Here is a 25,363-nt window from a genome sequence, read left to right on the forward strand (position 1 = left end):
AAGGGCCCGCTACGCTGGCCCTTTTTATCTAAAGCAGCCACTCAACCGGCAAGCGCCACACCAGTCGCACCAGCAAGCGCTGCAGCAGCGTGCATTGCGGTTCATGTTTGTGCACCACTTCGCCCTGCTCGTTAGCAAACTCGACCCAATTGACGCGTCCCCACTTATCCAGACGTAGCGTCCAGGCGCGATCGCGCATCCCGGCAATAAAGCGCTGATGCGTTTGCTGCGCCAGGGCTTCACTCTCAATCACCAACCCCATTTCGGTGTTCAGCATGGCGGAACGCGGATCGAAATTGAACGAGCCGATAAATACTTTGCGATTGTCCACGGTGAAGGTTTTGGCATGCAAACTGGAACCTGAATTACCGGTGATACCGCGATCGTGTGGCGCGGTTTGCGGATTGTCCTGCGGCTTCAGTTCATACAGCGCGATGCCGTGGCGCAGCAGTTTTTTGCGCCAGCGCGCATAACCGGCGTGCACCACCGTGACGTCATTGGCCGCCAGCGAATTGGTAAGGATGGCTATCTTCACCCCGCGCCGCTTCAATGCCAGCAGCTGCGCCACGCCAGATCGTGTCGGGACAAAATAGGCCGAGATAATATCGAACTGCTGCTGCGGCGTGCCGATGACCTCTAGCATGCGCTGCGGCAGTAAACTGCGGCGTTTTGCTTTGCCGAGCCCTTTACGCGGATCATCACTCAGCAGCCGCGATTCCGCCCACGTCATCTCCAGCTCGCCCTGCTCCATCTGGCTAATAAACGACGAGTGCTCCAACCGTGCCAGATAGCGCTCCACCGCTTCACTCTGCTGCCACTCTTGTGGCAAGCGCACCGCCTGATGCGCATCGCCGCTCACATCAACCACCTTGCGCAGCGGCGATACCGCTTTACTGCGCCAGTAGCGTTCGAAATCCTGCGTCACTTCGTCGACCACCGGACCAATCGCCAGGACATCGAGATCGGTAAACAGTGGTTCATCGCCGGTGCCAAAATATTCGTCGCCGATATTGCGCCCGCCCACCAGCGTCGCCGCGCCATCCACCGTCAGGCTCTTATTGTGCATACGTCGATTGAGGCGGGAAAAATCGGTGAGATAACCGAGCGCGCGCAGCGTGCGGAACGAGAACGGATTAAACAAGCGCACGGCGATATTGGCGTGGCGATCGAGTTCCGCCAGCGTCTCATCCAAACCCGGCGTGTTGTTGTCATCCAGCAGCAATCGCACTTTTACCCCGCGCTCGGCGGCGTCCAGCAGCGCGCTGAACAGCAAGCGGCCGGACATATCGTTGTGCCAAATGTAGTACTGCACATCAATGGTGTGCTGCGCCATGCTCATCAACTGATAGCGCGCAGCAAAAGCGTCCAATCCATCGTTGAGCGGATGAATGCCGCTCATGCCCGGATGTCGTGCGCAACGCGCCTCAACACTCGGTTTCAGCCGGTTGCCCGAATGTTCCTCAGGCGGCAAAGAGGTTGCTGCTTCACTCATAGTGAATCCCTGAAAGCTGTGGACCTATTATTGTTGGTATCAATGCGCGAAGAAGCAATCGGAGGCTTCCTTTTCTGCCCAATGGCGCACCGTCAATTTAGTCTAGACTTAGCCAGGCGTTCTGCATTCTGCATCCGGCGCTCAATGTGAGGAGAGGATTATGACTCAGCAATCCCTGCGCCATCACCCTCAGCTGTTCCGCAGTTTCTTTCAGGGCAGTTTTCCCTGTTCAACCGCCCGTCGCGCAGGCGGACGTCGGCTCGATATGGTGATCAGCAGCGGCCACGACATGCTGCTGGAGAAAGATTATGCCGCACTGGCGCAGGAAGGTTTGCACACCGCGCGCGATGGCGCTCGCTGGCATCTGATTGAAGCCGTGCCCAATGAATATGACTGGCGCACCTTTCTGCCGATGGTGCACGCCGCGGCGCGTCACGATATGCAGATTATCTGGGAGCTGGCGCACTTTGGCTATCCCGATCACCTGGATATCTGGAAAGCCAGCTTTATCGATCACTTTGAACGCTTCGCCCGCGCGATGGCGCAACTGATGCGCGATGAAGGCATCGAAAAGCCCTTTTTCACGCCGATCAATCAGATCTCATTCTGGTCGTGGGCTGGCGCGGATGTTTCCTGGCTCGATCCCTACGCCAGCGATCGCGGTCGTGAGCTGAAGCGCCAATTAGTGCGCGCCTCGCTGGCGGCGATGCACGCCATTCGCGAGGTTTATCCCGATGCCCGCTTTGTGCTGACCGATCCGCTGGTGCAGGTGGCGACCGATCCCGATAATCCCGACAGCAAACCTTATGCCGACGCGCAGCATCAGGCGCAGTTTGAAGCCTGGGATTGGATTGGCGGACGCGATGCGCCTGAACTGGGTGGCCGCGCGGATTTCCTCGATATTCTGGGTCTTAATTACTATCCCGACAATCACTGGTTTTTCTCAGGCGAAACCATTCCGTTCGACCATCCGACGCGCCAACCGCTGCACCGTTTGTTAATGCAGTGCTGGCAACGTTATCAGCGCCCGATGATTCTGGCCGAAACCGGAGCCGAAGGTGATGCGCGAGCGCCCTGGCTGCGGCAGATCAGTGAAGAAGCGCGTCTGGCGTTGGATCACGGCGTGGCGCTGGAAGGGATTTCACTCTATCCGGTGGTGGAGTATCCGGCGTGGGCCGACGATCGGCGTTCACCGGGCGCGCTGTTTGGCCTCGGCGATCCCAATGGCAATCGCACCCTGCATGAGGCGCTGGCGCTGGAGTTGCGCAGTCAACAGATTAAGTGGCAGAACTGGCAGACAAAAAGCTAAGACTGTTGCGTAGTGGCGGGTTTTTGCGGGCAGGTTTGCACATCGAGTGAAGGATCCGCGGGGTGACGCACGTCGGTGAGCCAGGTCATGGTGAAGAGAAACACCACGCCAATTAAACAGGCGGAGAGCAGGCCAATTATGGCGATCAGTTTGTCATCGCTGGATTCCATCGACATCTCCTTACAGGCTTCCTTTTCCCGGTGCTGACCTTAACTCATCCACAGCGTAATCATCAGGACGAAGATTATAAGCGTAACCGAAGTGACTGCAAGCACCACAATGGCGAAGAGCGCGTCGTCGAGCGGCTGCCGATAAGGTTCGTCGTGGTCGTCTGGTGGTGCAGGTGAACTCATGATGACTCAAAAATAAAGGCGAGTTTTCGCGCAGGATTGCCGCACAGAGTGTAATGCAATGCGCCCTAAGTTACAGGAAAATTTCTGGCGGAGAAATAATGGGGCACAGGCGCGCCCCATTCGAGAACAGATTAGAAATCGTAGCTGAGTGAAACCTTCACCGTGCGTGGTTCACCCTGCGACAAATAGGTGCCGCTGTCATCAACATTGGCCCAATATTTCTCATTGGTGACGTTATCCACGCCCACGCGCCACACCATATCGTTCTGGTTAACCTTCATGCGGTAACGCAGACCCAAATCCAGCGTGGTGTAATCATCCAGCTTCATGTTGTTTGCCAGGTCGGCATATTGTGAACCGGTGTAGTTCAGCAATGCCGTGGCGGTCAAACCGTCCACCGGCTTGATGTCATACTCCGCCCCCAGCGCCGCAGTGAAGCGCGGTACGCCGATGGCATTTTTGCCATCCTGATCGCTGTCACCGGTTTTGGTCATATCCGGATCGATCCAGGTGGCGCTGCTGTTAAGACGCAGGCCCAGCACCGGCTCACCGAATACGTTCAACTCCACGCCACGGTTGCGCTGCTCGCCATTCAGCTGGTAGACCGAATTGTTCAGCACGCCAACCGGCTGTTTGATTTCAAACAGCGCCAGCGATCCGCCGACGCGACCAAAGTCCGCTTTGACACCCACTTCGTTCTGCTTAGCATGTACGATGCCGGTCACGCTACCGTAGTTGGTGGCGGTAAACGGCGCGGCGGTGCCTGGCGTCAGCGATTCGGTATGGTTGGCATACAGCGAGATATTTTGTGTGGCTTTATACAGCAAACCGTAGGCCGGCAACCAACGGCTGCTGTCGAAACGTGTCGCGGTATCTTCAACGCCGTCATAACCGTAGTTACGCACCACCACTTTTTGATGACGCGCGCCGACGGTTGCCAGCAAGGTGTCATCAAAGAAGCCCAGCGTATCGCTCAGCAGGTAGCCTTGCGAACGTGAACGGTAAGTGGTCAGCGGATCGCTGAACTTAGCGCCACCGGCGAACACGCTATCCGGTTCAGCCACATCCTGCGGGTGATAAATATTTACGTTGGCATCGTTGCCCGACGACATGCGATAGCTGTTTTTCGCATTCGTGGTCATCGCCGAATAACCGAAATTCACTTTATGCGTCACCGGACCGGTGGTGAAATCACCACGCAGGCCAACCATGCCGCTCATGTTGTCCTGCACGCGATTGGTGCGGAAGCGACCAATGGTGGCGTTGCCGGCGCTGTCGAGGATCTTCGGAATGCCGTAGTTGCCCACTTCATGTGTGTGCTGCGCGCCGAGGCCCGCATAGGCGGTCCACTGATCGGTCAGATCGTATTCGGCTTTCGCCAGACCAAACTCCGACTCGATATCGCTGAACACCCACTTCTGGCTGTAGTTTTTCGCGTTGGACGGCACATCAGGAATGAAATCGATGCCGCTGATGTTGACGCCGTTACGCGCATCGTGGAAGGTCTTTTTCTGGTAGCCAACGTCGAGCGACGTACGCAGACGAGCGCCACGATAATCCAGCCCGAGTGACGCAGCGGTGGTGCGTTTTTTCTCGCCATCCACCTCGGTGCCGCCTTCGCGGTTAACCGCATTCAGACGCACGCCAAACTGATTATCGTCGCCAAAACGACGACCAATATCGGCGGTGCCGCCCACCTGGGAACCGGACGTGTAGTCCACCCCGATGCGCGTCAGCGGCGTATCATCAGCGTGCTTCGGCTCGAGGTTAATCATGCCGCCGACGCCGCTCTCCGCCGAACCGTTCAGCAAGGCGTTAGCCCCTTTGAAGATCTCCACGCGATCAATCAGTGAGGCATCCATCACCTGACGCGGCACGATACCCGCCAGGCCGCCGTAGGTCATGGCATCGCCGTCCAGCTTGAAGCCACGAATGCGATAGCTCTCGGCAAAGTTGCCGTAGCCTTTCAGATTCTGCACGCCAGCATCGTTGCGCACCACGTCACCGATGGTTTGCGCCTGCTGATCCTGAATCATTTTCGAGGTAAAACCAATGACGTTGAACGGCACGTCCATGGCGTTCTGCTCACCCAGCATGCCAAGGCGGCCGCCGTGTGCAACCTGGCCATCGAGGAAAGCCGGTACCAGATCGTTGCCGCCTGGTTTGAAATCGGTTTGCGGTGTCGCGGTCACGGTCAGCGTCTGCTGCTCGTTTTTCGCGTCAGTTGAGGTTGTGGTGTTGGTGGTAGCAGCCATCACTGGCAAACAACCGGCGCTGACCATTACGGCCAACAGCGTCGGTTTCAGTCCGGGATTGAAAGGCATAGTGCGCATGGGATCCCCTAATGCAAACGAAGTGATAATCATTATTATTGCGGTTTGCGATTATGCGCAGTCGTTGTGCGAAAGCAAGAAAAATCCCACTTTTTGCGTTCATATCATGGAGGAGTGGTGCAATGGGTACCCTGCCCGGTCTTATAGGGTCGCCATTCATTCATGGCGACCAATGCTTATCACTGAAGAAAGGGTTTTGCTTTGACTAGGTAGCGGGCTCTGACACATCTGCTGTGTCACGGGCCGTCCTCGCGCCGCTAGCGCGGTGCCTTCGGCTTCCATGTCGTGCCAACGGACCGTTCGCGGATCGGCCTTCCCTGGCCGACCCCGAACTGCCTCACGCATCCATACGTGAGGCTCCTGGCCCAACGTAAAAGCCTCAGCGCTGCGAATAGCCCTTTTGCCGCAGCAGACGCGCCAGCGCCTCTGGCAACTGTGCCCTTTTCAACAACATGTACCGAAGCTTACGAGCAGGCCGGGTGCGCTTTTGGTCAGGCAATCCGCAGCGCTGAACGAAGCGAGGAAGCCAGGAGAGCCCGCAGGACGCGGGCGAAAGGCGGAGCCGGGATAAGGAAGTCCCGTCTCCGCCGGTCCGTCAGGCAAACGAGTGAAGTGAAGGTACCGCGTAAGCGGCGCGAGGACCGCCGGACCAAAAGCGCATCCGGCATGCGTTCGTCGCGGACTTAACTAACAAGCGCCATTCATGGCGACCTGCTATCAGCCTTCGCGCCAGCGTTTAAACACCAGCGAAGTGTTAATCCCGCCAAAGGCAAAGTTATTGGATTGGATGTAATCTGTCTCAATCTGGCGCGCTTCACCGATGATGTAATCAAGTTCACCGCATTCAGCGGCCGGTTGCGACAGGTTCAGCGTCGGCGCAAACCAGCCTTCACGCATCATCTCAATGCTCATCCAGGCTTCCAGCGCCCCGCACGCGCCCAGCGTATGGCCAAAGTAGCTTTTCAGCGAAGAGATTGGCGTGCTGTTGCCATAGATCGCTGCGGTGGCCTGACTCTCGGCGATATCGCCGCGATCGGTGGCGGTGCCGTGGGCATTGATATAGCCAATCTGCTCCGCCGTGACGCCGGCGGTTTTCAGCGCGCGCTCGATACAAATCTGCATGGTTTCACGCTGCGGCTGGGTGATATGCGCGGCATCGCAGTTGGTGTGGAAACCCACCAGCTCGGCATAAATGGTGGCTCCGCGCGCCTGCGCATGTTCCAGCGATTCGAGGATCAAGGTGCCTGCACCTTCGCCAATCACTAATCCGTCGCGCTGCTGGTCGAACGGCGCGGGCGACGTATGCGGCGCGTCGTTACGCTGGCTGGTGGCGAACAGCGTGTCAAACACCGCCGCTTCGGATGGACACAGCTCTTCCGCACCCCCCGCCACCATCACGGTTTGGTAACCGTGGCGAATCGCTTCCCACGCATAGCCGATCGCCTGGCTGCCCGACGTACAGGCGCTGGACGTCGGGATCACCCGGCCGCGCAGGCCAAAGAACAGGCCCGCGTTAACGGCGGTGGTGTGCGGCATCATCTGCACGTAAGTGGTGCCGGTAATGTTGTTGGTGTGCTTTTCCGTCAGCATAGTGGCAAATTCACTCACCGGTCCGGTGCTGCCGGTTGAGGAGCCGTAAGCAATGCCGGTTTCACCGCTGGTCAGCACCGGATGATCGATCAAACCGGCCTGCTCCAGCGCGAGTTCGGTGGCGCGCGTTGCCATCAGTGAGACGCGCCCCATCGAACGAATGCGTTTGCGCGTGTAATGCGCTGGCGGCGTAAAGTCGTCCACCGGCGCGCCGAGCAGCGTGTGCAAGCCGTCGTACACTTGCCATTCCGGCATATGGCGCACCGCATTTTTGCCCTGTTTGATCCGCTCAGCCACCGCGCTCCAGCGCTCACCAAAAGCGGTCACGCCGCCCATGCCGGTTACCACTACGCGCTGAATCACAGCATACCTCCATTGATTGAAATCACCTGACGCGTGACGTAGCCCGCGATGTCCGACATTAAGTAGCTGGCCAGTCCGGCGACTTCATCCGCCGCGCCCATGCGCTTCATCGGGATCAGCTTCATCGCCTCGTCAATCACCAGCGGCTCAAGATCGGTCATACCGGTATCAATCAAGCCGGGCGCGATGCAGTTAACGGTAATTTTGCGTTTCGCCAGCTCAATCGCCAGCGCTTTGGTGGCACCGATAATACCGGCTTTGGCCGCGCTGTAGTTGACCTGGCCGCGATTGCCCATGATCCCCGAAACCGAGGAGAGCGTAATAATGCGTCCGCCCTTGCGCAGGCCAATCATCGGCATCACGCACGGATGAATCACGTTGTAGAAGCTGTCGAGATTGGTGTGGATCACGCTGTCCCACTCGTCATCGGTCAGCGCCGGGAACGCCGCATCGCGCGTGATGCCCGCATTGCTCACCACGCCGTAGTAGGCGCCGTGTGCGGCGATATCCTGTTCCAGTGCGCTGCGTGTGGCATCGCGCTGCGCCACGTCAAACTGCAAGGTGCGCCCACATCCGCCCGCCGCCTCAATCTCAGCCAGCGTCTGCGCGGCACCGGCGCTGTCGCGGTGATAATGCACCACTATCTCAAAGCCATCCTGCGCCAGACGCAGTGCGATGGCGCGGCCAATACCTTTACTTGCGCCGGTCACTAAAACTCTGCGTGTCATGGCTGAACTCCTTGTTGCAATTGAATTAACTCGTGTTCATTGGGCTGATAGGTATTCAGCCGCCCGCTGGCGATGATCGCCTCGCCGCAGCGAATCTCCCCTTCGAAGCTGCCCAATCGGTCGTCACGCATCAGCAGGCGCATCTCAACGCGCAGCGTGCTGTTGGCGGCGAAAGCGGCGCTGCTGGCACGATAACCGCGTCCGCCAAGCAGCATGCCGGGACGAATCTCACTGTCGCCGCGCTGACGCGCATGAAAGCCCGACCAGACGCCAACGGTCTGCGCCATGATCTCCACGCCGTACCACGCCGGTAAATCGCCCGGTGGGGTGAGAAAAGGGGCCAGCACGCCTGTCGCGTTGATACTGACTTCGCAGGTCACGCTGTCGTCGGTGACCTGGATGACGCGATCCAGCAGCAACATCGGTGCACGATGCGGCAGATAAGCATCAACCGGCAGAAAATCACTCATAAGTCTTTCCTACAATCAGGCAGGTATTGTTCCCGCCAAAAGCAAACGAATTTGAGGCAATCACCGGGCGCGCCAAAGGCTGTGGTGCGGTGATCAAACCGCATGCCGGCAGCGAGGTATCGCGTGCCGCCAGCGAGAAATCCTGTGGCGGCAGCGGCAGATGCTGCTGCAGAATCAGTGCGGCTAAAGCCGCTTCGGTGGCGCCCGCCGCGCCCAGCGTGTGGCCGGTCAGGTGTTTGGTTGAGCTACACGGCACGCGATCGCCAAACAGGCGATGAATCACCGCAGACTCCACCTGATCGTTCAGCGGCGTGGCGGTACCGTGCAGGTTGATGTAACCAACATCCTGCGGCTGTAAACCCGCCTGTTGCAGCGCCATCAGCATAGCGCGCTCGGCGCCGACGCCTTCAGGATGCGGTGCCGACATGTGCCACGCGTCCGACGATTCACCGCAGCCGAGCAGCGCCAGCGGCTGCTTTTCGCGCGTCAGCAGCAGCAGCGCGGCAGCTTCACCAATCGAAATGCCGTCGCGATCGGCGCTAAACGGCGCGCAGTGACGTTCAGAAAGCGAATCCAGGCTGGCGAAACCGTTAATCGGCATACGACTTAGCGAATCCGCGCCGCCCACCAGCGCCACGTCCGCTAAACCAGCATCAATCAAACGTTGGCCGCTAATTATGGCGCGCGCACTGGATGAGCAGGCAGTCGAAATGGTGTAAGCCGGACCGTCCAGCGCTAAAAAATGCGCCAGGAAGCGTGATGGATCGCCAAGCTCCTGCATGCGGTAATCGTAGCCCGACAAGGCGTCATCCACCTGACGATCGCCTTCATCAACGCCGGAGGTGCTGGTGCCAAGCACAATCGCCACGCGATCGCGCCCATATTGCGCGATCGCCGCATCCACTGCCGGGCGTATCTGCGCCAGCGCGGCCAGCAGCAGCTGATTGTTGCGGGTGTTATGCGCCGCCAGCGCGGCAGGAATCAGCGGCAATGCGCCCTGCACTTCACCCAGCCAGCAGCGTTTGCCGTCTTGCAGCCAGCCGTCGCGCGGTTGCATGCCGGGCGCGTGGCCCGCTTGCAACTGCGCGGCAATTTGCGCCAGGTTGTTGCCCAGCGCATTCACCATGCCAAAGGCGGAGATGTAAATCATGATGAGGCATCCAGATGTTGGATTTGAATCTGATAACCAAACGCACGTTGATCGATGCTGATCGGCTCACGCAACTCGCCGCGTTGCAGATAGCGAATCAGCGTCACCACCTTGCCGGACGCATCGCGCAGCTCGCGACGATCGTCGATGTCGGTCAGCGTCCAGCCACGCGGCAACTGCGGCTGCCACGCGCTGATCGGCCAGTGGCTCAGCATCACATCCGCCAACACCTGACTGGCGGGCGGCATTTCCGGCAGCGCCATCATCTGCTGCGTGTGAATGCCGTTTTTATCATAGGTGACGCGGAACAGGCGAATGCCAAGCGATGACAAACCGGCGAGGCTCAGCTGCTGTGAATCCGCGCTCAGCAGCACCAGCAGCGACTGGGTTTTGCCTTTGGCGTGGCCGGTCAGCAACTGCTGCTGCTGAAACGCCGGCGAGATGCCCGGCGCCGGCAGCATGACGCGCACGCCCGGCTTCAACCACGCGGTTGGCCGATTGAGGTCCCTCTGATGCTGCGCGCAGCCGCTTACCAGCAGGCTCAACAGCAGCAAAATGCCCATTTTCATCGTCGCTTCCTTTTTCCCGGGGCCAGCGCCAGCGGCGCCAGCATGAATGCACAAAAAATCCCGCTGCACAGCACGGTACCAAAACCACTGATGGCGGCGGTGCTGCTGAATACCAGCATGCCGAGCGTTAACAGTGTGGTCATCATCGCCAGCGTCACCGCCAGCATGGAGGTTAACGGCGTGCCGCGCGGATTGCTGAAGAACAGCGTGTAGTTGATGCCGATGCCCAGCACCAGAATCAGCGCCAGCAAGGCAAACAGATTGAGGCTCGCGCCGATCCAGCCCAGCGTCGCCAGCGCCGCCGCCAGCGACAGCCACGACGGCAGCGCGCTGCGCATCCCGGCTTTAACGCCCAGCCGTAGCATATAGCTGCCGGTAATCAGCAATAATGCCAGCGCCAGCAATCCGCTCAGCAGCGTGCGCCAGAAGCGGAACAGTTCATCATAGCTGGCCTTGCGATCAACCCAACTGACGCCCGCCTGCTGGGATGCCAGCTGCTGCAACGCGGCGCTGTTTTTAACGCCGCCGATCGGCACCAGCACGCTGCTGCGTCCGTCCGGCAGCGACAGCCACAGCAGCCGCCAGCCTTCACTCAGCGGGCTCGCCAGCCAGTCGGCGGCGGTCACCGGCATGGCGCTGAGATTAGCATTCGCTACAGTAATGCCCGCCTGCTTCAATCGATCCAGAATGGTTGGTGCAGCCTGCTGTAGCAGCGCTACATCCTGCTGCTGCTGCGCCAGCGAACTGAGCGGCAGCACGCGATAACTGCTAAACCAACCGCGCTGCTGCGCCTGCTGCAGCTTCGGTGTTAACGCGCTCAGCCGTTGCAGTGCTTGCTGTTCATCATCGCCCCACACCACAAACCAGGTTTGATCGGCCTGCTGACCGGTGAGCTGCGCCAGCTGACGATCCTGCGCTAACAGCTGCGCCGGGGCGCTTTGCAGATGGGCAATATCATCATCGACCTTGAGTTGCAGCATGCCGCTTAGCGCATAGATCGCCACCAGCGCCGGTAAGCCGCGCTTCAGCCAGTTATTACGCCGCCACGCGGCCAGCCAGCGCGCCAGCCACACCATGGCCGGAATCGGTCGCACCGGTAAACCACGCACCAGCCACGGATAAAAACAGATCACCGTCAGGCAGGAAGCGCTTAATCCGCTGGCGGCAAATACCGCCAGCTGGCGCAAGCCGGGGAACGGTGCCAGCAGCATCAGCAGCCAGGCAATCGCTGTGGTGCCGAGCGCCAGCAGCAGCGTGCCGCGCACCTTATGCAAGCTTTGCCACGGCGTGGCTTGCTCGCCATGCACCATGCGTTCCGTCAGGTAGTAGAGCGTATAATCGGCAGAGATACCGACAATGCTGAGGCTCATCACTAAGGTGGTGAGATGCAGCTCACCAAAACAGAGCAGCGTCAGCACCGTGCCTGCCATCGCGCCCATCGCCACCGACAGCGCACAGAGCGCCAGCGGCCGTAATGAACGGAACACCAGCCACACCAGCAGCAGCAATCCCGCTAACGTTGCGCTGCCGAGGGTTTCGACATCATGCTGCGCGCGCTGGCTGGCATCGTCGCTAAACAGCACCGTGCCACGCGTCAGCAGTTGCGCATCCGGCCAGCGGGTTTTCAGCTGTTGCTCCAGCTGATTGAGCGCGGTCACCAGCTGGTGGCTCTCTTTGATACTGAAAGCATTGCTCGCCAGCTCGCCGTGCAGGAAATACCAGCGGCGCTGCTGCGCATCCTTGACCGTCAGCCAGCCGTTATGCAGCAGCATTTTGTTGGCGTTCTGCTGCATCGCCAGTTGCGCGCCGCGCACCAGCAGCAGCGGATCGTGGCCGATCTCTTTGCTGCCGACGCCCGCGAAAGCCGAGAACAGCTGCGCCAGAATCCAGTCGGCCTGCGCGCCACCGCCGTTCTGCAAGCGTGCGCGCGTGACCGGATCGATCAAGCCGTTGCGATGTTGAAACGCATAGGCGCCCCAGCGCTGCATCTGATCGTCATCCAGTTCGCCGCTCACCTGTTTCAGCATCGGCAAGGCTTGCAGCTGCGCTTGCCACCAGGCCGCAACCGCATCGCCGTGGTGATCGTTGGCACTTACCAGCCACACCAGTTGACGATCGAGGCGCTGCATAAAGCCGTGCTGGATCTCCGCTGGTGCCTGGCCGAGGTTTTGCTGCGGCAACAACGCCAGCACGCTGCTGTTCAGCTGGCTGCGCGGCAGTAAAACCGCCAGCGCCAGCGCTAACGTCAGGCACACCGCCAGCCACAGCAGCGCAACGGTTTTTTCACTGCGCTGGGGCAAAACGGGCTCGCTCTTCATCGGTTAACTGTTTCGGTTCGGTACGGGTAGCGCTAAGGGTGATCTCGGTTTTATCGCCCTGCTTGTCATCCAGCGTGATGCGATTAAGAAACGCCTCGCCTTGCAGATCGATACGGTTAAAGATCTTATTCAGCGGCGCGGCTTTCGGCGTCAAACCAAGTTGCCAGCGATTGTTGCCCAGATCGTGGAAATCGAGCGCAAAATTCTCACGCAGCACCTTTTCATCTGCCTGGAACAGCGCGCGCAACAAATGGTTGAACTGGAACATCTGCGGATTGCTGTCGGCGGTGATCACCTGCGGCGGCTGGCCGCTCATGCTCTGCACCATGCGCTTATCATCAAGGATCAGCATCAGCGGGAACGGCGTGGCTTGCTGCCACCACAAACCCTGCTGCTGGGCGATCAGCAACTGACCGCGTGACACCAGCGGCTGCGCCATGCCGGCAATGGTGCGCACCTGAACAAAATTGGCGCGGATCACCGGTTGGCTGGCAAAGCGCTGTTGCAACTGCTCGAGCGTGACCGCGCTGGCGTTGGCGCAGATCACCAGCAGCAGCAGACAAAGGGTTCTGATCACGGTTTCACTCCCAGGCGTTCAAACAGAATATCGGGCGAGACAAAACACATCTCCTGCGTCGCCGCATTGACCGCCACCTGCAGCGTGTGTGCTTTGGTGGTCACCTGCCCCGCCGCGTTGCGGATCACATAATCAATGCGTAAACGGTTTTCGTATTCGCTGATACTGGCAACGACGCGTACCATCTCTTCGCAGCGCAGCGGCTGGCGGTATTTCACATGGGTATCGACCACCGGCCAGACGTAGCCGCTGGCGGCCATTTCGCCGTAGCTGTAATTGACGCTGCGCAGCAAGGCTTCGCGCGCCACTTCAAAAAAGCGGAAATAGTTGCCGTGCCACACCACGCCCATCGGATCGCAGTCGTGAAACGACACGGTAATGTCCACCTCAGCGCGGTAGTTGCTTTCACTCATCGCGGCTTTTCTCCTCGGGCAACGTCCAGAAATCGTAAAAGTTAAACCAATCCAGCGGCGCCATCAGCGCGTGCTGTTGTAACCGTTCGGCGTAGCGATCGACGGTGGCCTGTAACGCCTGCTGGCGCTGGGCGCGCGGCAGCGAGAGCGGATCGGCAAAGGCTTCGCAGTGCACCCGCAATCGCCCCTGTTCGCGCAGGGCGAACATCAGCAGCACTGGACAGCGCAACGCCGCCGCCAGCACAAACGGTCCCTGGGGAAACGGTGCAGGATGGCCCATAAATTCACTCCACACCACGCGACGCTCGCCGCCGCGCTGGCGATGCACGGCAGTACGATCGCCAACAATCGCCACCCATTCACCGGCATCGAGTTTTTGCTGCAGCAGAATGGCGGTGTCCGGACCGATATCGGTGACCGGCAGCAGATTGACGCCCGCCTGCGGTGCAATGCTCTCCAGCACTTCGCGGAAGCGTTGCGCATTGTCTGTAAACACCAGCGCATTAATCACCAATCCGCTGACCTGTTTGGCCATCGCGCGGCAGGCTTCGATATCACCGAGATGCGAGGCCAGAATCAGATGGCCTTTGCCCTCGGCGGCGCGAATGGTGGCTTCCGCACCCGGCGCGAAATCAATGTCGCGTCCCCATTGCAGATCGCCGCGCCAGCTAGCGACTTTATCCAGCATGCTGTAGCCGAAACGCAAAAAGTGACGATAGCTGCTGAGCGGCGCAGGCAGCGCGATGTTCTGCCGCTGCGCCATCGCCCGTACTCGCGTCAGCCACTGCTGCGAGGCGGCGCGCGCTGTGCGTCCGGTTAGCCAGTAAACCGCCACCACCGGCCACAGCAGCAAGATAAAAGGCAAGCGTCCGGCGCGGCGATAGAGCCACAGCATAAAGCGCAAACCGCTCTGCCCGCGTCGTTCCGGCGTTGCAGACCAGTGTTGCGCATCACTACGCTGACGCAGTAACTGCGGGATGCGTGGCAACATGCCGAAGAACAGCCGCGTGTGCATCCATGAGATGCGCAGGTTGTCCCGCAGCGCATCAAAGTGCGATACGCCGCTGGCCGGATAGGTCACGCGCGTGGTGATAAAACGGCTCGGCGTGCCCTGCCAATAGAGGCGCACCATGATTTCGGTGTCGAAATCCATGCGCTGACCAATGGGACGGCGATCGCACAACGCCAGCGATGGCGCGAGCGGATAGACGCGGAAGCCGCACATGCTGTCTTTCAGCGAGAACGACAGCGTTTCTACCCACACCCAGAAATGGGTGATGTAGCGGCCATAGAGGCGCGATTTGGGAATCGAGGCGTCGTAAAGCGGCTGACCGGAGATCAGACAGTGCGGATAACGCTGCGCTTCGGCCAGCATACGCGGCGTGTCTTCCACCTGATGCTGGCCATCGGCATCCAGTTGCAGCGCGTGGCTGTAACCCGCCGCCGCCGCCGCGCGCATCCCGGCAATCACCGCCGCGCCTTTGCCCTGATTGTGGGGTAGCGTCAGCACCTGCAACTGTGGTGCCTCCAGCGCCGCAATCTGCTGTTTGGTGGTGGCATCGCTGCCGTCATCCACCAGAATCACCGGCAAGTTGAACGGTGCCAGCCGCGCCAGCACCGACGCCAGCATCGCGCCGTGGTTATAGCAGGGAATCAGCACACAAGGCGTGAAGTGAGAACTCAACACAGGCGGATCTTCCCGCTGCTGGCCACCGTCGCCACATCGCCGTTGATCAGGCTGTAGCTGAAACTGAGCAGCGATTTTTCTGCCTGCCACTGCAGCTGTAAGGCCAGCTCGGCATCCGGCGGCACCGGCTGCTGGAACTTGATATTGTCAATCGCGGCGAAAGATTTACCGATGGCTAAACGCGTCAGGCCGTAATGCAGCGCCCAGTCGAGCTGCGCCACGCCGGGCAGGATTGGCAGCGTCGGGAAATGGCCGCGAAACCAAAAGAGGTCGGCAACAACGTGCAGGCGCAATGTCAGTGCATCGCCCTGCTGTTCGGCATGCAGTTCAACCGGCAGCATCAAATAACTCCTCAATTTGTGGCCAGGCGCGTTTACTTTGTGCGGTGACAGGAATCGACGTCACCACGCGCCAATAGCGCGGAATCGCCACCGGCTCCAGCCAGGGTTGCAGCGCGCGTTTCCACTCAATTTTTAGCTGATGCAGCGTCGCCGCATCCAGCATCTCAGGCAGCGCCAGCACCACGCCAATCGCGTGACGACCGTGACGCTGAATCGCCAGCGCGGCGGCATCTTCCACGCCGGGCAACGCCAGCAGGCGGCGTTCAATTTCACTCAGCGATACGCGTTTATCTTCGATCTTCACCACGCGATCCTGACGTCCCGCCAGCTGAAACTGGCCGGACGGCTGCTGCACGATACGATCGTCGAGCGCGCAACCGTCATCGGTTTCCAGCAAGGCGGAAAACACCCGCCAGCGTCCGGCGTCCTGCTCACGCAGGGTAATCTGCGGGAAACAGTGCCACAGCGCGTTCTCCTCACGTGCAGAGCGCCAGCCAATCACGCCGGTTTCGGTGCTGCCATAGATTTCATCAACCGTACAGCTCAGCGCCTGTTGCGCATGCTGCGCCGCCGTCCACGGCAACGCACCACCGGCGGACACGATCAGTTCGCAGCGCGGCCCGGCCAATGCCGGATCGAGACGCCGCAGAAACGCTGGGCTGCTGATAAACGCGTAGCGACGATCGGGTGGATGATCGGCCAGCTGTTCACTGTAGAAAATTTGCTGCGCGGCAAAGGGTAAACCCAACGCCATCGGCAGCACGATGCGAAAACTCAGGCCATACAGATGTTGATGGCTGACGGAGGCAATCACATGGCAATCACGTAAGCGTGCGCCCCACAAGCTGGAGAGCCAGCGGGCTTCAAGATCCAGCGCGCGCAGCGATTTCACTACGCGACGCGGCGTGCCGGTCGAACCAGAGGTGAACAACACCAGCGTGGCGTCGGCGGCGATCGGCGGTAACGCACCGCTCGCCAGCGCGCCGTCCCAGCGCAGCTGCGGCAGCGCGACTGCCAGCGGCATATCGCTGATCACGCCATCCAGGCTGTCGGCCATCTCTTCCAGCTGGGCCGCGCGACAGTGTCCGGGGATCACCGGCGTTTTACCGGCGTGCCACAGCGCCAGCAGCGCGGCGGTAAACGCATAGCTGTTATCAAAGCACAGCGCCCAATATTGGCCGGGCTGGTTTTGCAGCCGATCGGCCAGCGCCCGCACCTGCTGACGCAAGGTGTGCAGCGTATGTTGCTGTTGGCCGTGCCAGGCCACCATGCGATCCGGCGCGCTGAGCCAGTCGCGGAGGCTATGTAAGTTCATGCCTGTTTCCTTATGCGCTGACGCAGCAGCCATTCGCCGCCCATCAGCGTGCCCATCAGCAGATAGCTGATGCACCCATTCCAGAGTGTCCAAAGCGTGACATCATTGAGCAGGCAGGTGAGCAACGCCACGCTGCCGTTGAAGATGAAAAAGCCGCACCACACTTGCGTTACGCGGCGGGTATAACGCACCGCGCGCGGCGGCAGATCCGGTTCGCGCAGCCGTGCCAGCCGTTCCACTAGCGGCATGGGGCTCCACAGCGACGCGCCAAACAGCAGCAGCATCGATGCATTGACCACCAGCGGATACCACAGCAGCAGATGTTGCGATCGCAGCAGCAGGCTGGCGAGGCATAACGCGCTGCCCACCAGCGCCAGCAGTAGCATCACGCGCGCCATCGGCCCGGCGGCGCGGCGCAGCGTCCAGACGCGCAGCACAAACAGCAGCGCCAGCAGGCCCGTCACGCCGCGCCACTGTGGCTGGGTGAGGGTTAACCACACCAGAAACGGCCACGCCAGCAGCGCCGCTCCGTTTAGCAGCCGCAGCAGCATGCGATCAGGCTTCGTCGCGCATCAGTTGATCGACGGCATCCACCACATCCTGCACGGTACGCACCGCGCGGAAGGTTTCCGGTTTGATCTTACGGCCAGTACGCTTTTGCAGATGCACCACCATATCGACCGCATCGATGCTATCCAGCTCGAGGTCTTCATACAGGCGGGCGTCCGGACGAATATCATCCGGCTCAATTTCAAACAGCGAGGTGAGCAGCGAAGCCACTTCCTGGTAAATTTCGTTTTTGTTCATCATGTTGACTGCTCTCAGGCTTGCTGTTGTTCAACAAACGCGGCCAGTGTAGCCACGGAAAAAAAGTGCGCGCGCAACGTTTCACTCTCGGCGGAGAGCTGTACGCCGAAGCGATTTTTCACCGCCAGTCCCAGCTCCAGCGCATCGATTGAATCGAGGCCCAGCCCCTCGCCAAACAGCGGTGCGTCGGTTTCGATGTCGTCAGGGCTGATATCTTCCAGATTCAGCGTGTCGATAATCATCTGTTTGATGTCGTTAATCAGTACTTGCATAACTTAGTTGGTCTCTTCAGGCACCAGCGCCTGTTGCAGATGACGCGTCAGACGACGTGCGGCCAGCGGCTGCGAATCCTCTTCGGCCTCACTAAAGGCGTGGCTGGCAATACGCGATTGTACGCGTACAGTAAAAATCGGTTTAACCAGCGGAATCTGATACCAGCGGCTTTGCTTATCGAGCATGCGCTCGGTGCAGCTGATGTGCACCACACGCAAATCGCAGCCCGCGCGCACCGCAATGTTGGCGGCACCGCGCTGCAGCTTCAGCGGCTCGCCATAACGTGTGCGCGTGCCTTCCGGGAAAATCAGAATGGTATCGCCGCGCGCCAGTCGCTGCTGGCTGTCTGGCAGCAGCGTATCGGCTTCGCTGTTAATCAGGTAATCGGCGGCGCGAATCACGCCACGGAAGAAAATGTTGTGCTGCAGCTCGGCTTTCACCAGGCAATCCATCTCCGGCAGCACCGACGCGATCATCACGTAATCGATCAGTGACGGATGGTTGGCGACGATCAGGCAGCCGCGATCCTGACGCAGCTGTTCTGCGCCGATGATCTGGTAATCGTAAACCCCGACAAAGCGGCAGAAACGCAGGAAGCAGCGGAAGCTCCAGGCGATGCTGCTGCGGGCGATATGGCGACGGCGCAGGCCATCACGCTGCACCAGTAACAGCAGATTGAACCAAATCAGCGACAGTAGCAGGCCGCCCACGCTGAACAGCGTAAAGCTGACGGCGGTCATCACCAGCCGCCAGTAATAGTTGAAACCGGGACGCGCCTCGGTCAGCGAATTATCCACCATGCAGACGCTCCCAGTGCCACTGATGGCGCTCGCCGGCCACGCTAAAACGTGGCGTGTTGTGCAGCATCGCCGCCAGAAATTGCAGACTTTGCGGCAGAGGGTTGTGCAGCTCAGCGGGTTTGCCGGCCTGCGCTTCGCAACGCCATGCCTCGCCCGCCCGTAGCAGCAGCGCTACCGCGTACGGCGCATTAAAGCGATCGATTTCCGGTAGCCACGGACGGTAGTAATCCGGCACCACGCCGTCAAAATCCACCAGCAGCACCTGCGCATAACCCGCCTGATGCAGCGCCGCCACTTCTATCAATCCTTGCTGGAAGCTATCAATACCGGCCGAAACCGAGGATGAAACCAACGGCTGACGCGCGGCGATGGTCAAACTGCCCACCGCTGAGTTGTGAACCGACATGGCGAAATCGGTGGGCGACAGCGCTTGCTGTTCCGCCAGCGCGGTGAGAATGCGCAGATTACGCTCCAGTTCGCCGTGGCGACTGGTGAAGACGATGGCGTCCACGCTGTGCCGCGCCAATAACGCCAGCCCGCACTCAACCGCAGCACGGCTGCCGGCGCTGAGACGACGCGCGGTCATCATCGGCAAAAATTGGGGTTTCGCGATAGGTTGCGTGGCATCTAACGCCGGTGCCTGTTGCGCCCAACGTTGCCACTCTTCTGCGGTGCTGTTGCCCGGCGCGATGGCGTGCCAGTCAACAAGGGAGTAAGCGAGTTTCATACCTGTATTCTTTCTTCAGCCTCAGGGATGGTCCGGTTTTCGCTGCGCGGCATCCCTTCCTTGCTCTCTATACCCGTCATCCCATGCGGATGTCGCCGATTAACAAGGCGGGCACGTGGCCCGCCTGTTTCTATTTCGGCAGCGTTACGGCTAACTTTACAACATTATGTCAGCAATCACGCTTCGCGCTTATTTAGCGGCTTCGACCGCCAGTCGCGTCTGGATGCCCTGGCTCAGGTTCTGAATCCAGCGGTTATAGTTGCGGTGAATCTGACCGCTGCCTGCTTTCAGATTCTGGCTGCTGACATACTGAATTTGATAACTGTTCGCGGTGTAGTTCACGCGAATATCCGCGGTATGTCCGCGCTCGGCCAGGTGACCATTCATCACGCCCGGACCCGCTGGCGTCATCACCCAATGGTTAGCGGCGCCCGCCTGGACGATAGCTTGCTTCATTTGCTCATCCGAGTAGCTCTGACCCACGGTCTGGCTAACATTCTGGATCGGCGCGGTACGCGGCGCACAGCCGGTTAACAGGACCGCAGTAACTAACAACGCAAAACCGATTTTTTTATTCATCATTTCCTTTTCTTCCCCTGTCTTTGCATGCCGCTCAAGTGAGCGACCGCGCTGGTAAACTTACCAACACTGTTCCGTTCAGACTGTGTAAAGCGGGCGGATAATAACATTATTTGTAAAGACAAGTAAAAAGAAGCATGAATGACTTTAGAATCGTTTACTGCCGATTTAAAACCAGACGCAGGCCGTTTTACGGCGGAATTTCTACCGAAAAATGGCCTTGCGACATGATGTTTAACCCTGCCAGCCGCCGCCGAGCGAACGATATAGATCGATTTGCGCTAACAGCAGCGTATTTTTTACTGACACGATATTCAGCTGAGTGCTGAACAGCGTGCGCTGGGCGTCCAGCTCATCCAGATAAGAGGCGTAACCATTTTGGTAACGGTTGTGGGCAATGCGATACGCTTCCGCCACATAACTCTCCTGTTTCTGCAACTCCGCCAGCTGCTCCTCGCTACGGCGAATGGCATCCAGCGCGTTATCCACGTCGGAGAAGGCGTTACGCACCACTTTTTCATAACCGTACAGCGCCTGATTACGCGTCGCCATCGCCACATCCACCTGAGCAGTTAGCGCTTCGCGATTCAGCAGCGGAGCCAGAATGCTGCCGCCAATGCTCCACAGACGGAACGGATTATCCAGCAGCTGATGCAGTTCGCTGCTTTGCAAGGTGCCGCTGGCGGTGAGATTGAGCGACGGCAACAGTTTGGCCTGGGTTGACGCCAGTGACGCGTCGGCGGCCAGCAGCTGGCGCTGCGCCTGCACAATATCGGGACGGCGATTCAGCAACTGCGACGGCAGCAGCGATGGCAGGGTTTGCGGCTTGATGTGGTCGAACTGGCTGCTGCGCGCAATTTGGCGCGGATTCATGCCCACCAGCACGCTAAGCGCGTTCTCCTGCTGCTCGATCTGATGCTGCAACTGCGGGATCTGCGCTTTGGCGGTTTGATATTCCGAGGCGGCCTGCATCCATTCAAGCCGCGAGGTGTAGCCGGTTTCAAACTGGCGCTGCGCCAGGTTGAGCGAGTTTTTGCGTGTCGCCAGCGTTGCCTGGGTTACGCGCAGCTGTTCATCCAGCGCGCACAAGCTGAGGTAGCCCGATGCCACCGAACTGGCGACGGTGAGCTCAGCAGCAGAAGCGGCAGCACGCTGCGCATCCAGCGAAGCTTCCGCAGCGCGAATGCTGTTGCTGCGGCTGCCCCATAAATCCACCTCGTAGTTGGCCTGCAGCAATCCCTGAAATACCGCGTTTTCATACGGCTGACCGGTGGCCGCCGACAGCGCACGCTGATGCGTAGCCGCCACGCCCGCCGACAGCGTTGGGAAATTATCGCCCTGCGCGGCACGCAACTCGGCACGGTATTGATCCACGCGTGAACGCGCGGTGAGGACATCGCTGTTGTGCTGCAGCGCCTGCGTGACAAGGCGATTAAGATTGGCATCGCCAAAGTTCTGCCACCATTGCGCCTCCGGCAGCGCATGCGGGCCCACCTGCTGACGCCAGCTCTCAGGAATCGGCAACGATGACGGCGCTTTTTCTACTTCCGTCGCACAGCCGCCCACCATTAATGCCATGCACGCGGCTAACAGTAAGCGCCTCATGGCGCATCCTTGTGCGGCTCTGCGGCGGTATCAATGCTCACTTCCACTGACATGCCCGGACGCAGTGCTTGCAGATCGTCATTCAAAATTTTGATGCGCACCGGAATGCGCTGGGCAATTTTCACAAAGTTGCCGGTGGCGTTATCCGGCGAGATAGCACTGAATTCGGAACCGGCGGCAGGCGAAATAAACTCGACGCGGCCATCGTAGTGCTTACCGTCCAGCGCATCGACGCGGATATTCACCGGTAAACCGGGACGCACGCGCGCCAATTGAGTTTCCTTGAAATTCGCGATGATCCATTTGTTTTCTGGCACCACCGATGTCAAACGCGTGCCGGCGGTCACATAGCTGCCTTTGCGCACCGACAGCTGACCGAGCTGGCCGCTGTCTGGCGCGATGATGCGCGTATTCGCCAGGTCGATATTTGCCAACTCCAGCGCCGCCTGCGCACTGGCAACATCGCCCTGCAGTGACGCGCGATTCACCACCACGGTTTGCAGATTCTGTTGTGAAACGGCCACCTGCGCATCCGCCTGACGCAACTGTGCCTGCGCCTGGGCATTTGCCGCGCGCGCGGCGTCGCGCTCACGTACCGACAGCGAGCCATCAGCCGCCAGATTCTCAACGCGCTTGAGATCGAGGCTGCTTTTCAGCGCCTGCGCTTTGGCATTTTCCAGCGCCGCTTTATTGCTGAGAATATTGGCTTCGGCACTTTTACGTTGCTGCTGGTTGTTGTTCTGCGCGGCGATTTTCATATCCAGCTGCGCCTGCGCCTGATGCACGCGCTGACGATAGATACGATCGTCGATGGTCATCAGCAGTTGGCCTTTGGTCACTGGCTGCAAATCCACCACGTTCACTTCAGTCAGATAGCCATTCACCTGCGGGCTGATAAAGGTTACCTGGCCACGCACGTAGGCGTTTTCCGTGGACTGAACGGTGCTGGTGAACGGCCACAGCTGCCAGGCATAGAGGATCACCAGCACGCCGACGATGACAATGCCGCTGCCAGCGGCGATAGAAAGAATGCGTCGGCGGTTGGTGCGCTCGCGCTCCGCCGCCTGAATGTCGTCCTGTTGGCTCATGAATTCTCCGTCGGGGTTACTGGTTGTGCCGCATTCATTTTAGTCTGACGCCAGTTGATATAGCGTAAGCGCGTCAGGCGATACAGCACCCAGATTAAGGTGATGAAAGCCAGCGCGGCGGTAAGAAGATAAGTATCGTTATAGGCCAGCACGTTGGCTTGCAGCGTCGCCACCGTTTGCAGCTGGCTGCTGCTTTGCGCGCTGAGCAGCACGCTATCCGGCAACTGGCTGCTGAACAGCGAGCTGTACTGGCTGAGGCGTTCGGTCACGTTGGGATCCAGCTGCGACAGCTGATCGCCCAACAGGCTGGAGTGGTATTTTTCGCGCCACGTCTGGAAGGTGCCGAGAATGGCCGCGCCGATCAGGCCGCCTAAGTTCTGGCTCATACCGAACAGCACCGAGAAGCTGACCAGGTTTTTCGGCTGCGTCACCACGCCGCCAATCCCCAGCAGCATAGCGGGCCCGAGGAAGAAGGCGCTGCCGAAACCGAGCAAAAACTGGCTAAAGTAGAGATTGTGGGCACGCGTCAGCGGGTTGGATTGCGCATCCATCAGCGAGGCGACGATCATCACCACTAACGACACGACAATTGGCCAGCTCAGATGCGTGGGTTTGATGGTTAATGCGCTGGCGATCATGCCGCAAATCACCCCGGCAATGATCGCTAACGCCAGACCGCGCATCTGATCGTTGAGTAAGCCAAGCTGCTGCAGGAAACCCACCGCGCCGGTGTTTTGCTCGGCCAGCAGAATACGCATCATGATCATCACAATGCCCAGCCGCACAATCGTGCCGTTGCTGAGCCAGCGGGTATTCAGCAACGGATTCTTACGGTTGTGCTCGACGATAATCGCCGCCACGATCAACACCAGCGCCAGCGCTAATGCCACACCGAGCCACGGCGTGCTGAACCACCATTCGATGCGGCCCAGCGACAGCACCGCGCACAGCAGCGCCATGCCCGGCGCCATCAGCATGAAGGTGAGGAAATCCATCTTTTCAAAGGCTTTGATGCGGTCGCCGGGCGGCAGTTTCACCACCAGCACGCAGCCCAGCGCGATCATCGCCAGACCGAGTTCAAACAGGTATAAACCGCGCCACTCTTGCAGCTGCAGCAGTTCGGTGGAGAACAATCGTGCCAGCGGAATCGCCAGCTGCGATGCGGTGATGCCAATCACCAGGGCTTTAAGCCGATGCTTCGCCGGCCAGGCCTGAATCTGGTAATAGATGCCGAGCGAACTGAGCGCCGCGCCGACCATGCCATGCGCGGTGCGGACAATGATCGCCGAGCTGAGATCGTTAGCCAGCAGGTGGAAAAATGCCACGATCACATACAGCACCAGAAACGCTTCGGTGAACAGCCGCAGACCAAACTGCTGGCGGAACTTCACCAGCAGCAGGTTGATGGAGATGTTGCCCATCACATATACCGCGGGCAACCAGGCGATCTCATTGCTGTAAGCGCCGAAGGTGCCTTGCAGATTGGTGAGGTTGGCAGAGACCAGCGCGTTACTCAGCGCGCCGGTAATCGAGATCAATAAGCCAATGATGCCAAATGCGATGCGCTTCGAAGGCGAATGCAGCGGCGTTGAGGGCGAGCCCGGCAGCATCGGCTTCTCATGCGGCAGCCATTCGCGCGGAGCATAAGGATTACGTTTTGCCACCGTTAAACGCTTCCCAGACGCGCGAGCAGCTGTTGCAGCACCTGTTCCGTTATCGCCAACGAGGCAGGATCGATATCCGCCAGCAACTGTGCACGTAGCGCATCGGCCTGCGTTTTCACTTCGGCAAAAGCCACGCTGCCCTGTTCAGTCAGAATCAGCAGGCGTTTGCGGCGATCTTCCGGCGGCTGCACGCGCGCCAATAGCTGCTGCTTCACCAGACGATCCACCAGCGGCACGACGCTGGCCTCTTCCAGACCAAGCAACTGCGCCAGCGCTTTTTGCGTTGGCGGCTCGGCGGCGGTTGCAACGCTGGCAATCGCCATCCAGCTGCTCATGCTCAATCCGCTCTCTTTGAGGCGACGATCAACAGCCAAACGCCACGCGTGCGCGGTGAGATGCAGCAAACGAGAAAAGGGTTGGGGATAGTCGCTCAAAACGTAGTGGCCTAATGGTTAGGTATCTAACTAAACGGGAGCGTTATTATAAGGTAAGCCGCTCGCCAATGAAAAATTTTGCTTACACCTGCAAACGTAGTTGGCAGCACAAAAAATCTCCAGCTTTCTTTATCAGTTGTACAACTCACTGAAAATTTGGCGGTTTGGGCCTATTCTTGTATAGCTTTTAGAAAACATTACAAATCATAAGTAACTGTTAAATAAGGGCTAGCACAAATTGCTTAAAATACAGGTTGTACAAGTTGCGCCGGATTGTATAAGTTTACGTCCCGTGAGCCAGCTGACGGCTCCGTAACGAATGATGCACTTTGCGTCGCCTCTGAAGGTGTTGTGGATTTCCACCTTCAGAGGTGTCTT

Annotated in this window: 25 protein-coding genes; 1 reads left to right on the top strand and 24 read right to left on the bottom strand. The window is 59.3% G+C overall.

Annotated elements, in window-relative coordinates; genetic code table 11:
• Nucleotides 1-28: 28 nt before the first annotated feature.
• The gene (locus Q3H59_RS12835) at nt 29-1,492 is read right to left on the bottom strand and encodes a phosphatidylserine/phosphatidylglycerophosphate/cardiolipin synthase family protein (protein ID WP_101760872.1); all 1,464 of its coding nucleotides are present in this window, start codon (nt 1,490-1,492) and stop codon (nt 29-31) included.
• 160 nt (nt 1,493-1,652) lie between these two features.
• Between Q3H59_RS12835 and Q3H59_RS12840 the strand changes: the two genes are divergently transcribed.
• A complete protein-coding gene (locus tag Q3H59_RS12840) occupies nt 1,653-2,801 on the top strand; it encodes a beta-glucosidase (RefSeq protein WP_309835211.1) in 1,149 nt (382 codons plus the stop codon).
• Here the strand turns inward: Q3H59_RS12840 and Q3H59_RS12845 are convergent.
• The 23 genes from Q3H59_RS12845 to Q3H59_RS12955 form a co-directional block, all read right to left on the bottom strand.
• Nucleotides 2,798-2,971, bottom strand: a complete 174-nt coding sequence (locus tag Q3H59_RS12845) for a hypothetical protein (RefSeq protein ID WP_167391168.1) — start codon at nt 2,969-2,971, stop codon at nt 2,798-2,800. The two genes, Q3H59_RS12840 and Q3H59_RS12845, sit on opposite strands and share 4 nt — an antisense overlap.
• A 314-nt stretch (nt 2,972-3,285) precedes the next feature.
• Complete coding sequence (locus tag Q3H59_RS12850; protein WP_309835213.1) at nt 3,286-5,487, bottom strand: TonB-dependent siderophore receptor; 2,202 nt, start codon at nt 5,485-5,487, stop codon at nt 3,286-3,288.
• A 717-nt stretch (nt 5,488-6,204) separates the two neighbouring features.
• Complete coding sequence (locus tag Q3H59_RS12855; protein ID WP_192413685.1) at nt 6,205-7,440, bottom strand: beta-ketoacyl-ACP synthase; 1,236 nt, start codon at nt 7,438-7,440, stop codon at nt 6,205-6,207.
• Nucleotides 7,437-8,168, bottom strand: coding sequence for a 3-ketoacyl-ACP reductase FabG2 (locus Q3H59_RS12860; protein ID WP_309835216.1), 732 nt, complete (start codon nt 8,166-8,168; stop codon nt 7,437-7,439). Before Q3H59_RS12860 ends, Q3H59_RS12855 begins: the two co-directional genes overlap by 4 nt.
• Nucleotides 8,165-8,638 (bottom strand): 3-hydroxy-fatty acyl-ACP dehydratase, encoded by a 474-nt coding sequence (locus tag Q3H59_RS12865; protein ID WP_309835218.1) that lies wholly within the window; start codon nt 8,636-8,638, stop codon nt 8,165-8,167. The genes Q3H59_RS12860 and Q3H59_RS12865 overlap by 4 nt, the downstream gene beginning before the upstream one ends.
• The gene (locus Q3H59_RS12870; protein WP_309835222.1) at nt 8,631-9,788 is read right to left on the bottom strand and encodes a beta-ketoacyl-[acyl-carrier-protein] synthase family protein; all 1,158 of its coding nucleotides are present in this window, start codon (nt 9,786-9,788) and stop codon (nt 8,631-8,633) included. The genes Q3H59_RS12865 and Q3H59_RS12870 overlap by 8 nt, the downstream gene beginning before the upstream one ends.
• Entirely contained in the window at nt 9,785-10,357 is a 573-nt protein-coding gene (locus tag Q3H59_RS12875; RefSeq protein WP_222181783.1) for a DUF3261 domain-containing protein, read from the bottom strand. Before Q3H59_RS12875 ends, Q3H59_RS12870 begins: the two co-directional genes overlap by 4 nt.
• Complete coding sequence (locus Q3H59_RS12880) at nt 10,354-12,675, bottom strand: MMPL family transporter (protein WP_309835224.1); 2,322 nt, start codon at nt 12,673-12,675, stop codon at nt 10,354-10,356. The genes Q3H59_RS12875 and Q3H59_RS12880 overlap by 4 nt, the downstream gene beginning before the upstream one ends.
• Complete coding sequence (locus Q3H59_RS12885; RefSeq protein WP_370445552.1) at nt 12,641-13,249, bottom strand: outer membrane lipoprotein carrier protein LolA; 609 nt, start codon at nt 13,247-13,249, stop codon at nt 12,641-12,643. Before Q3H59_RS12885 ends, Q3H59_RS12880 begins: the two co-directional genes overlap by 35 nt.
• On the bottom strand, nt 13,249-13,665 hold the full coding sequence (locus Q3H59_RS12890; RefSeq protein WP_309835228.1) for a thioesterase family protein: 417 nt from the start codon (nt 13,663-13,665) through the stop codon (nt 13,249-13,251). The genes Q3H59_RS12885 and Q3H59_RS12890 overlap by 1 nt, the downstream gene beginning before the upstream one ends.
• Nucleotides 13,658-15,352 (bottom strand): glycosyltransferase, encoded by a 1,695-nt coding sequence (locus Q3H59_RS12895; RefSeq protein ID WP_309835230.1) that lies wholly within the window; start codon nt 15,350-15,352, stop codon nt 13,658-13,660. Before Q3H59_RS12895 ends, Q3H59_RS12890 begins: the two co-directional genes overlap by 8 nt.
• Complete coding sequence (locus tag Q3H59_RS12900) at nt 15,346-15,693, bottom strand: beta-hydroxyacyl-ACP dehydratase (RefSeq protein ID WP_110865895.1); 348 nt, start codon at nt 15,691-15,693, stop codon at nt 15,346-15,348. Before Q3H59_RS12900 ends, Q3H59_RS12895 begins: the two co-directional genes overlap by 7 nt.
• Nucleotides 15,680-17,008, bottom strand: coding sequence for an AMP-binding protein (locus tag Q3H59_RS12905; RefSeq protein WP_309835231.1), 1,329 nt, complete (start codon nt 17,006-17,008; stop codon nt 15,680-15,682). The genes Q3H59_RS12900 and Q3H59_RS12905 overlap by 14 nt, the downstream gene beginning before the upstream one ends.
• Nucleotides 17,005-17,559, bottom strand: a complete 555-nt coding sequence (locus Q3H59_RS12910) for a hypothetical protein (protein WP_110865893.1) — start codon at nt 17,557-17,559, stop codon at nt 17,005-17,007. Before Q3H59_RS12910 ends, Q3H59_RS12905 begins: the two co-directional genes overlap by 4 nt.
• Nucleotides 17,560-17,563: 4 nt before the next feature.
• A complete protein-coding gene (locus Q3H59_RS12915; RefSeq protein WP_101760886.1) occupies nt 17,564-17,818 on the bottom strand; it encodes an acyl carrier protein in 255 nt (84 codons plus the stop codon).
• Between the two features lie 11 nt (nt 17,819-17,829).
• Nucleotides 17,830-18,087, bottom strand: coding sequence for a phosphopantetheine-binding protein (locus Q3H59_RS12920; protein ID WP_007887282.1), 258 nt, complete (start codon nt 18,085-18,087; stop codon nt 17,830-17,832).
• A gap of 3 nt (nt 18,088-18,090) precedes the next feature.
• Nucleotides 18,091-18,888 (bottom strand): 1-acyl-sn-glycerol-3-phosphate acyltransferase, encoded by a 798-nt coding sequence (locus Q3H59_RS12925; protein ID WP_110865892.1) that lies wholly within the window; start codon nt 18,886-18,888, stop codon nt 18,091-18,093.
• Nucleotides 18,878-19,615, bottom strand: a complete 738-nt coding sequence (locus tag Q3H59_RS12930) for a beta-ketoacyl synthase chain length factor (protein WP_137385538.1) — start codon at nt 19,613-19,615, stop codon at nt 18,878-18,880. The genes Q3H59_RS12925 and Q3H59_RS12930 overlap by 11 nt, the downstream gene beginning before the upstream one ends.
• Before the next feature lie 189 nt (nt 19,616-19,804).
• Complete coding sequence (locus Q3H59_RS12935) at nt 19,805-20,194, bottom strand: hypothetical protein (protein WP_167391170.1); 390 nt, start codon at nt 20,192-20,194, stop codon at nt 19,805-19,807.
• Nucleotides 20,195-20,428: 234 nt separating this feature from the next.
• Nucleotides 20,429-21,799, bottom strand: coding sequence for an efflux transporter outer membrane subunit (locus Q3H59_RS12940; protein WP_192413706.1), 1,371 nt, complete (start codon nt 21,797-21,799; stop codon nt 20,429-20,431).
• The gene (locus Q3H59_RS12945; RefSeq protein ID WP_110865890.1) at nt 21,796-22,887 is read right to left on the bottom strand and encodes an HlyD family secretion protein; all 1,092 of its coding nucleotides are present in this window, start codon (nt 22,885-22,887) and stop codon (nt 21,796-21,798) included. Before Q3H59_RS12945 ends, Q3H59_RS12940 begins: the two co-directional genes overlap by 4 nt.
• Nucleotides 22,884-24,551, bottom strand: a complete 1,668-nt coding sequence (locus tag Q3H59_RS12950; RefSeq protein WP_280172668.1) for an MFS transporter — start codon at nt 24,549-24,551, stop codon at nt 22,884-22,886. The genes Q3H59_RS12945 and Q3H59_RS12950 overlap by 4 nt, the downstream gene beginning before the upstream one ends.
• 2 nt (nt 24,552-24,553) lie before the next feature.
• Nucleotides 24,554-24,985 carry a MarR family winged helix-turn-helix transcriptional regulator gene (locus tag Q3H59_RS12955; protein WP_101760893.1) on the bottom strand — a complete coding sequence of 144 codons (432 nt, stop codon included), beginning with the start codon at nt 24,983-24,985 and terminating at the stop codon, nt 24,554-24,556.
• Nucleotides 24,986-25,363: the final 378 nt, after the last annotated feature.

The sequence above is a fragment of the Pantoea sp. SORGH_AS_0659 genome (assembly GCF_031453915.1).
In the GTDB taxonomy this organism is placed as follows: domain Bacteria; phylum Pseudomonadota; class Gammaproteobacteria; order Enterobacterales; family Enterobacteriaceae; genus Pantoea; species Pantoea leporis.

Excerpts from the sequence above, each read along its gene's own strand:
- Q3H59_RS12835 (WP_101760872.1), bottom strand. The coding sequence starts at position 1,492 with ATGAGTGAAGCAGCAACCTCTTTGCCGCCTGAGGAACATTCGGGCAAC.
- Q3H59_RS12840 (WP_309835211.1), top strand. The coding sequence starts at position 1,653 with ATGACTCAGCAATCCCTGCGCCATCACCCTCAGCTGTTCCGCAGTTTC.
- Q3H59_RS12845 (WP_167391168.1), bottom strand. The coding sequence starts at position 2,971 with ATGGAATCCAGCGATGACAAACTGATCGCCATAATTGGCCTGCTCTCC.
- Q3H59_RS12850 (WP_309835213.1), bottom strand. The coding sequence starts at position 5,487 with ATGCGCACTATGCCTTTCAATCCCGGACTGAAACCGACGCTGTTGGCC.
- Q3H59_RS12860 (WP_309835216.1), bottom strand. The coding sequence starts at position 8,168 with ATGACACGCAGAGTTTTAGTGACCGGCGCAAGTAAAGGTATTGGCCGC.
- Q3H59_RS12865 (WP_309835218.1), bottom strand. The coding sequence starts at position 8,638 with ATGAGTGATTTTCTGCCGGTTGATGCTTATCTGCCGCATCGTGCACCG.
- Q3H59_RS12870 (WP_309835222.1), bottom strand. The coding sequence starts at position 9,788 with ATGATTTACATCTCCGCCTTTGGCATGGTGAATGCGCTGGGCAACAAC.
- Q3H59_RS12875 (WP_222181783.1), bottom strand. The coding sequence starts at position 10,357 with ATGAAAATGGGCATTTTGCTGCTGTTGAGCCTGCTGGTAAGCGGCTGC.
- Q3H59_RS12880 (WP_309835224.1), bottom strand. The coding sequence starts at position 12,675 with ATGAAGAGCGAGCCCGTTTTGCCCCAGCGCAGTGAAAAAACCGTTGCG.
- Q3H59_RS12890 (WP_309835228.1), bottom strand. The coding sequence starts at position 13,665 with ATGAGTGAAAGCAACTACCGCGCTGAGGTGGACATTACCGTGTCGTTT.
- Q3H59_RS12900 (WP_110865895.1), bottom strand. The coding sequence starts at position 15,693 with ATGCTGCCGGTTGAACTGCATGCCGAACAGCAGGGCGATGCACTGACA.
- Q3H59_RS12905 (WP_309835231.1), bottom strand. The coding sequence starts at position 17,008 with ATGAACTTACATAGCCTCCGCGACTGGCTCAGCGCGCCGGATCGCATG.
- Q3H59_RS12910 (WP_110865893.1), bottom strand. The coding sequence starts at position 17,559 with ATGCTGCTGCGGCTGCTAAACGGAGCGGCGCTGCTGGCGTGGCCGTTT.
- Q3H59_RS12915 (WP_101760886.1), bottom strand. The coding sequence starts at position 17,818 with ATGATGAACAAAAACGAAATTTACCAGGAAGTGGCTTCGCTGCTCACC.
- Q3H59_RS12920 (WP_007887282.1), bottom strand. The coding sequence starts at position 18,087 with ATGCAAGTACTGATTAACGACATCAAACAGATGATTATCGACACGCTG.
- Q3H59_RS12925 (WP_110865892.1), bottom strand. The coding sequence starts at position 18,888 with ATGGTGGATAATTCGCTGACCGAGGCGCGTCCCGGTTTCAACTATTAC.
- Q3H59_RS12930 (WP_137385538.1), bottom strand. The coding sequence starts at position 19,615 with ATGAAACTCGCTTACTCCCTTGTTGACTGGCACGCCATCGCGCCGGGC.
- Q3H59_RS12935 (WP_167391170.1), bottom strand. The coding sequence starts at position 20,194 with ATGAATAAAAAAATCGGTTTTGCGTTGTTAGTTACTGCGGTCCTGTTA.
- Q3H59_RS12940 (WP_192413706.1), bottom strand. The coding sequence starts at position 21,799 with ATGAGGCGCTTACTGTTAGCCGCGTGCATGGCATTAATGGTGGGCGGC.
- Q3H59_RS12945 (WP_110865890.1), bottom strand. The coding sequence starts at position 22,887 with ATGAGCCAACAGGACGACATTCAGGCGGCGGAGCGCGAGCGCACCAAC.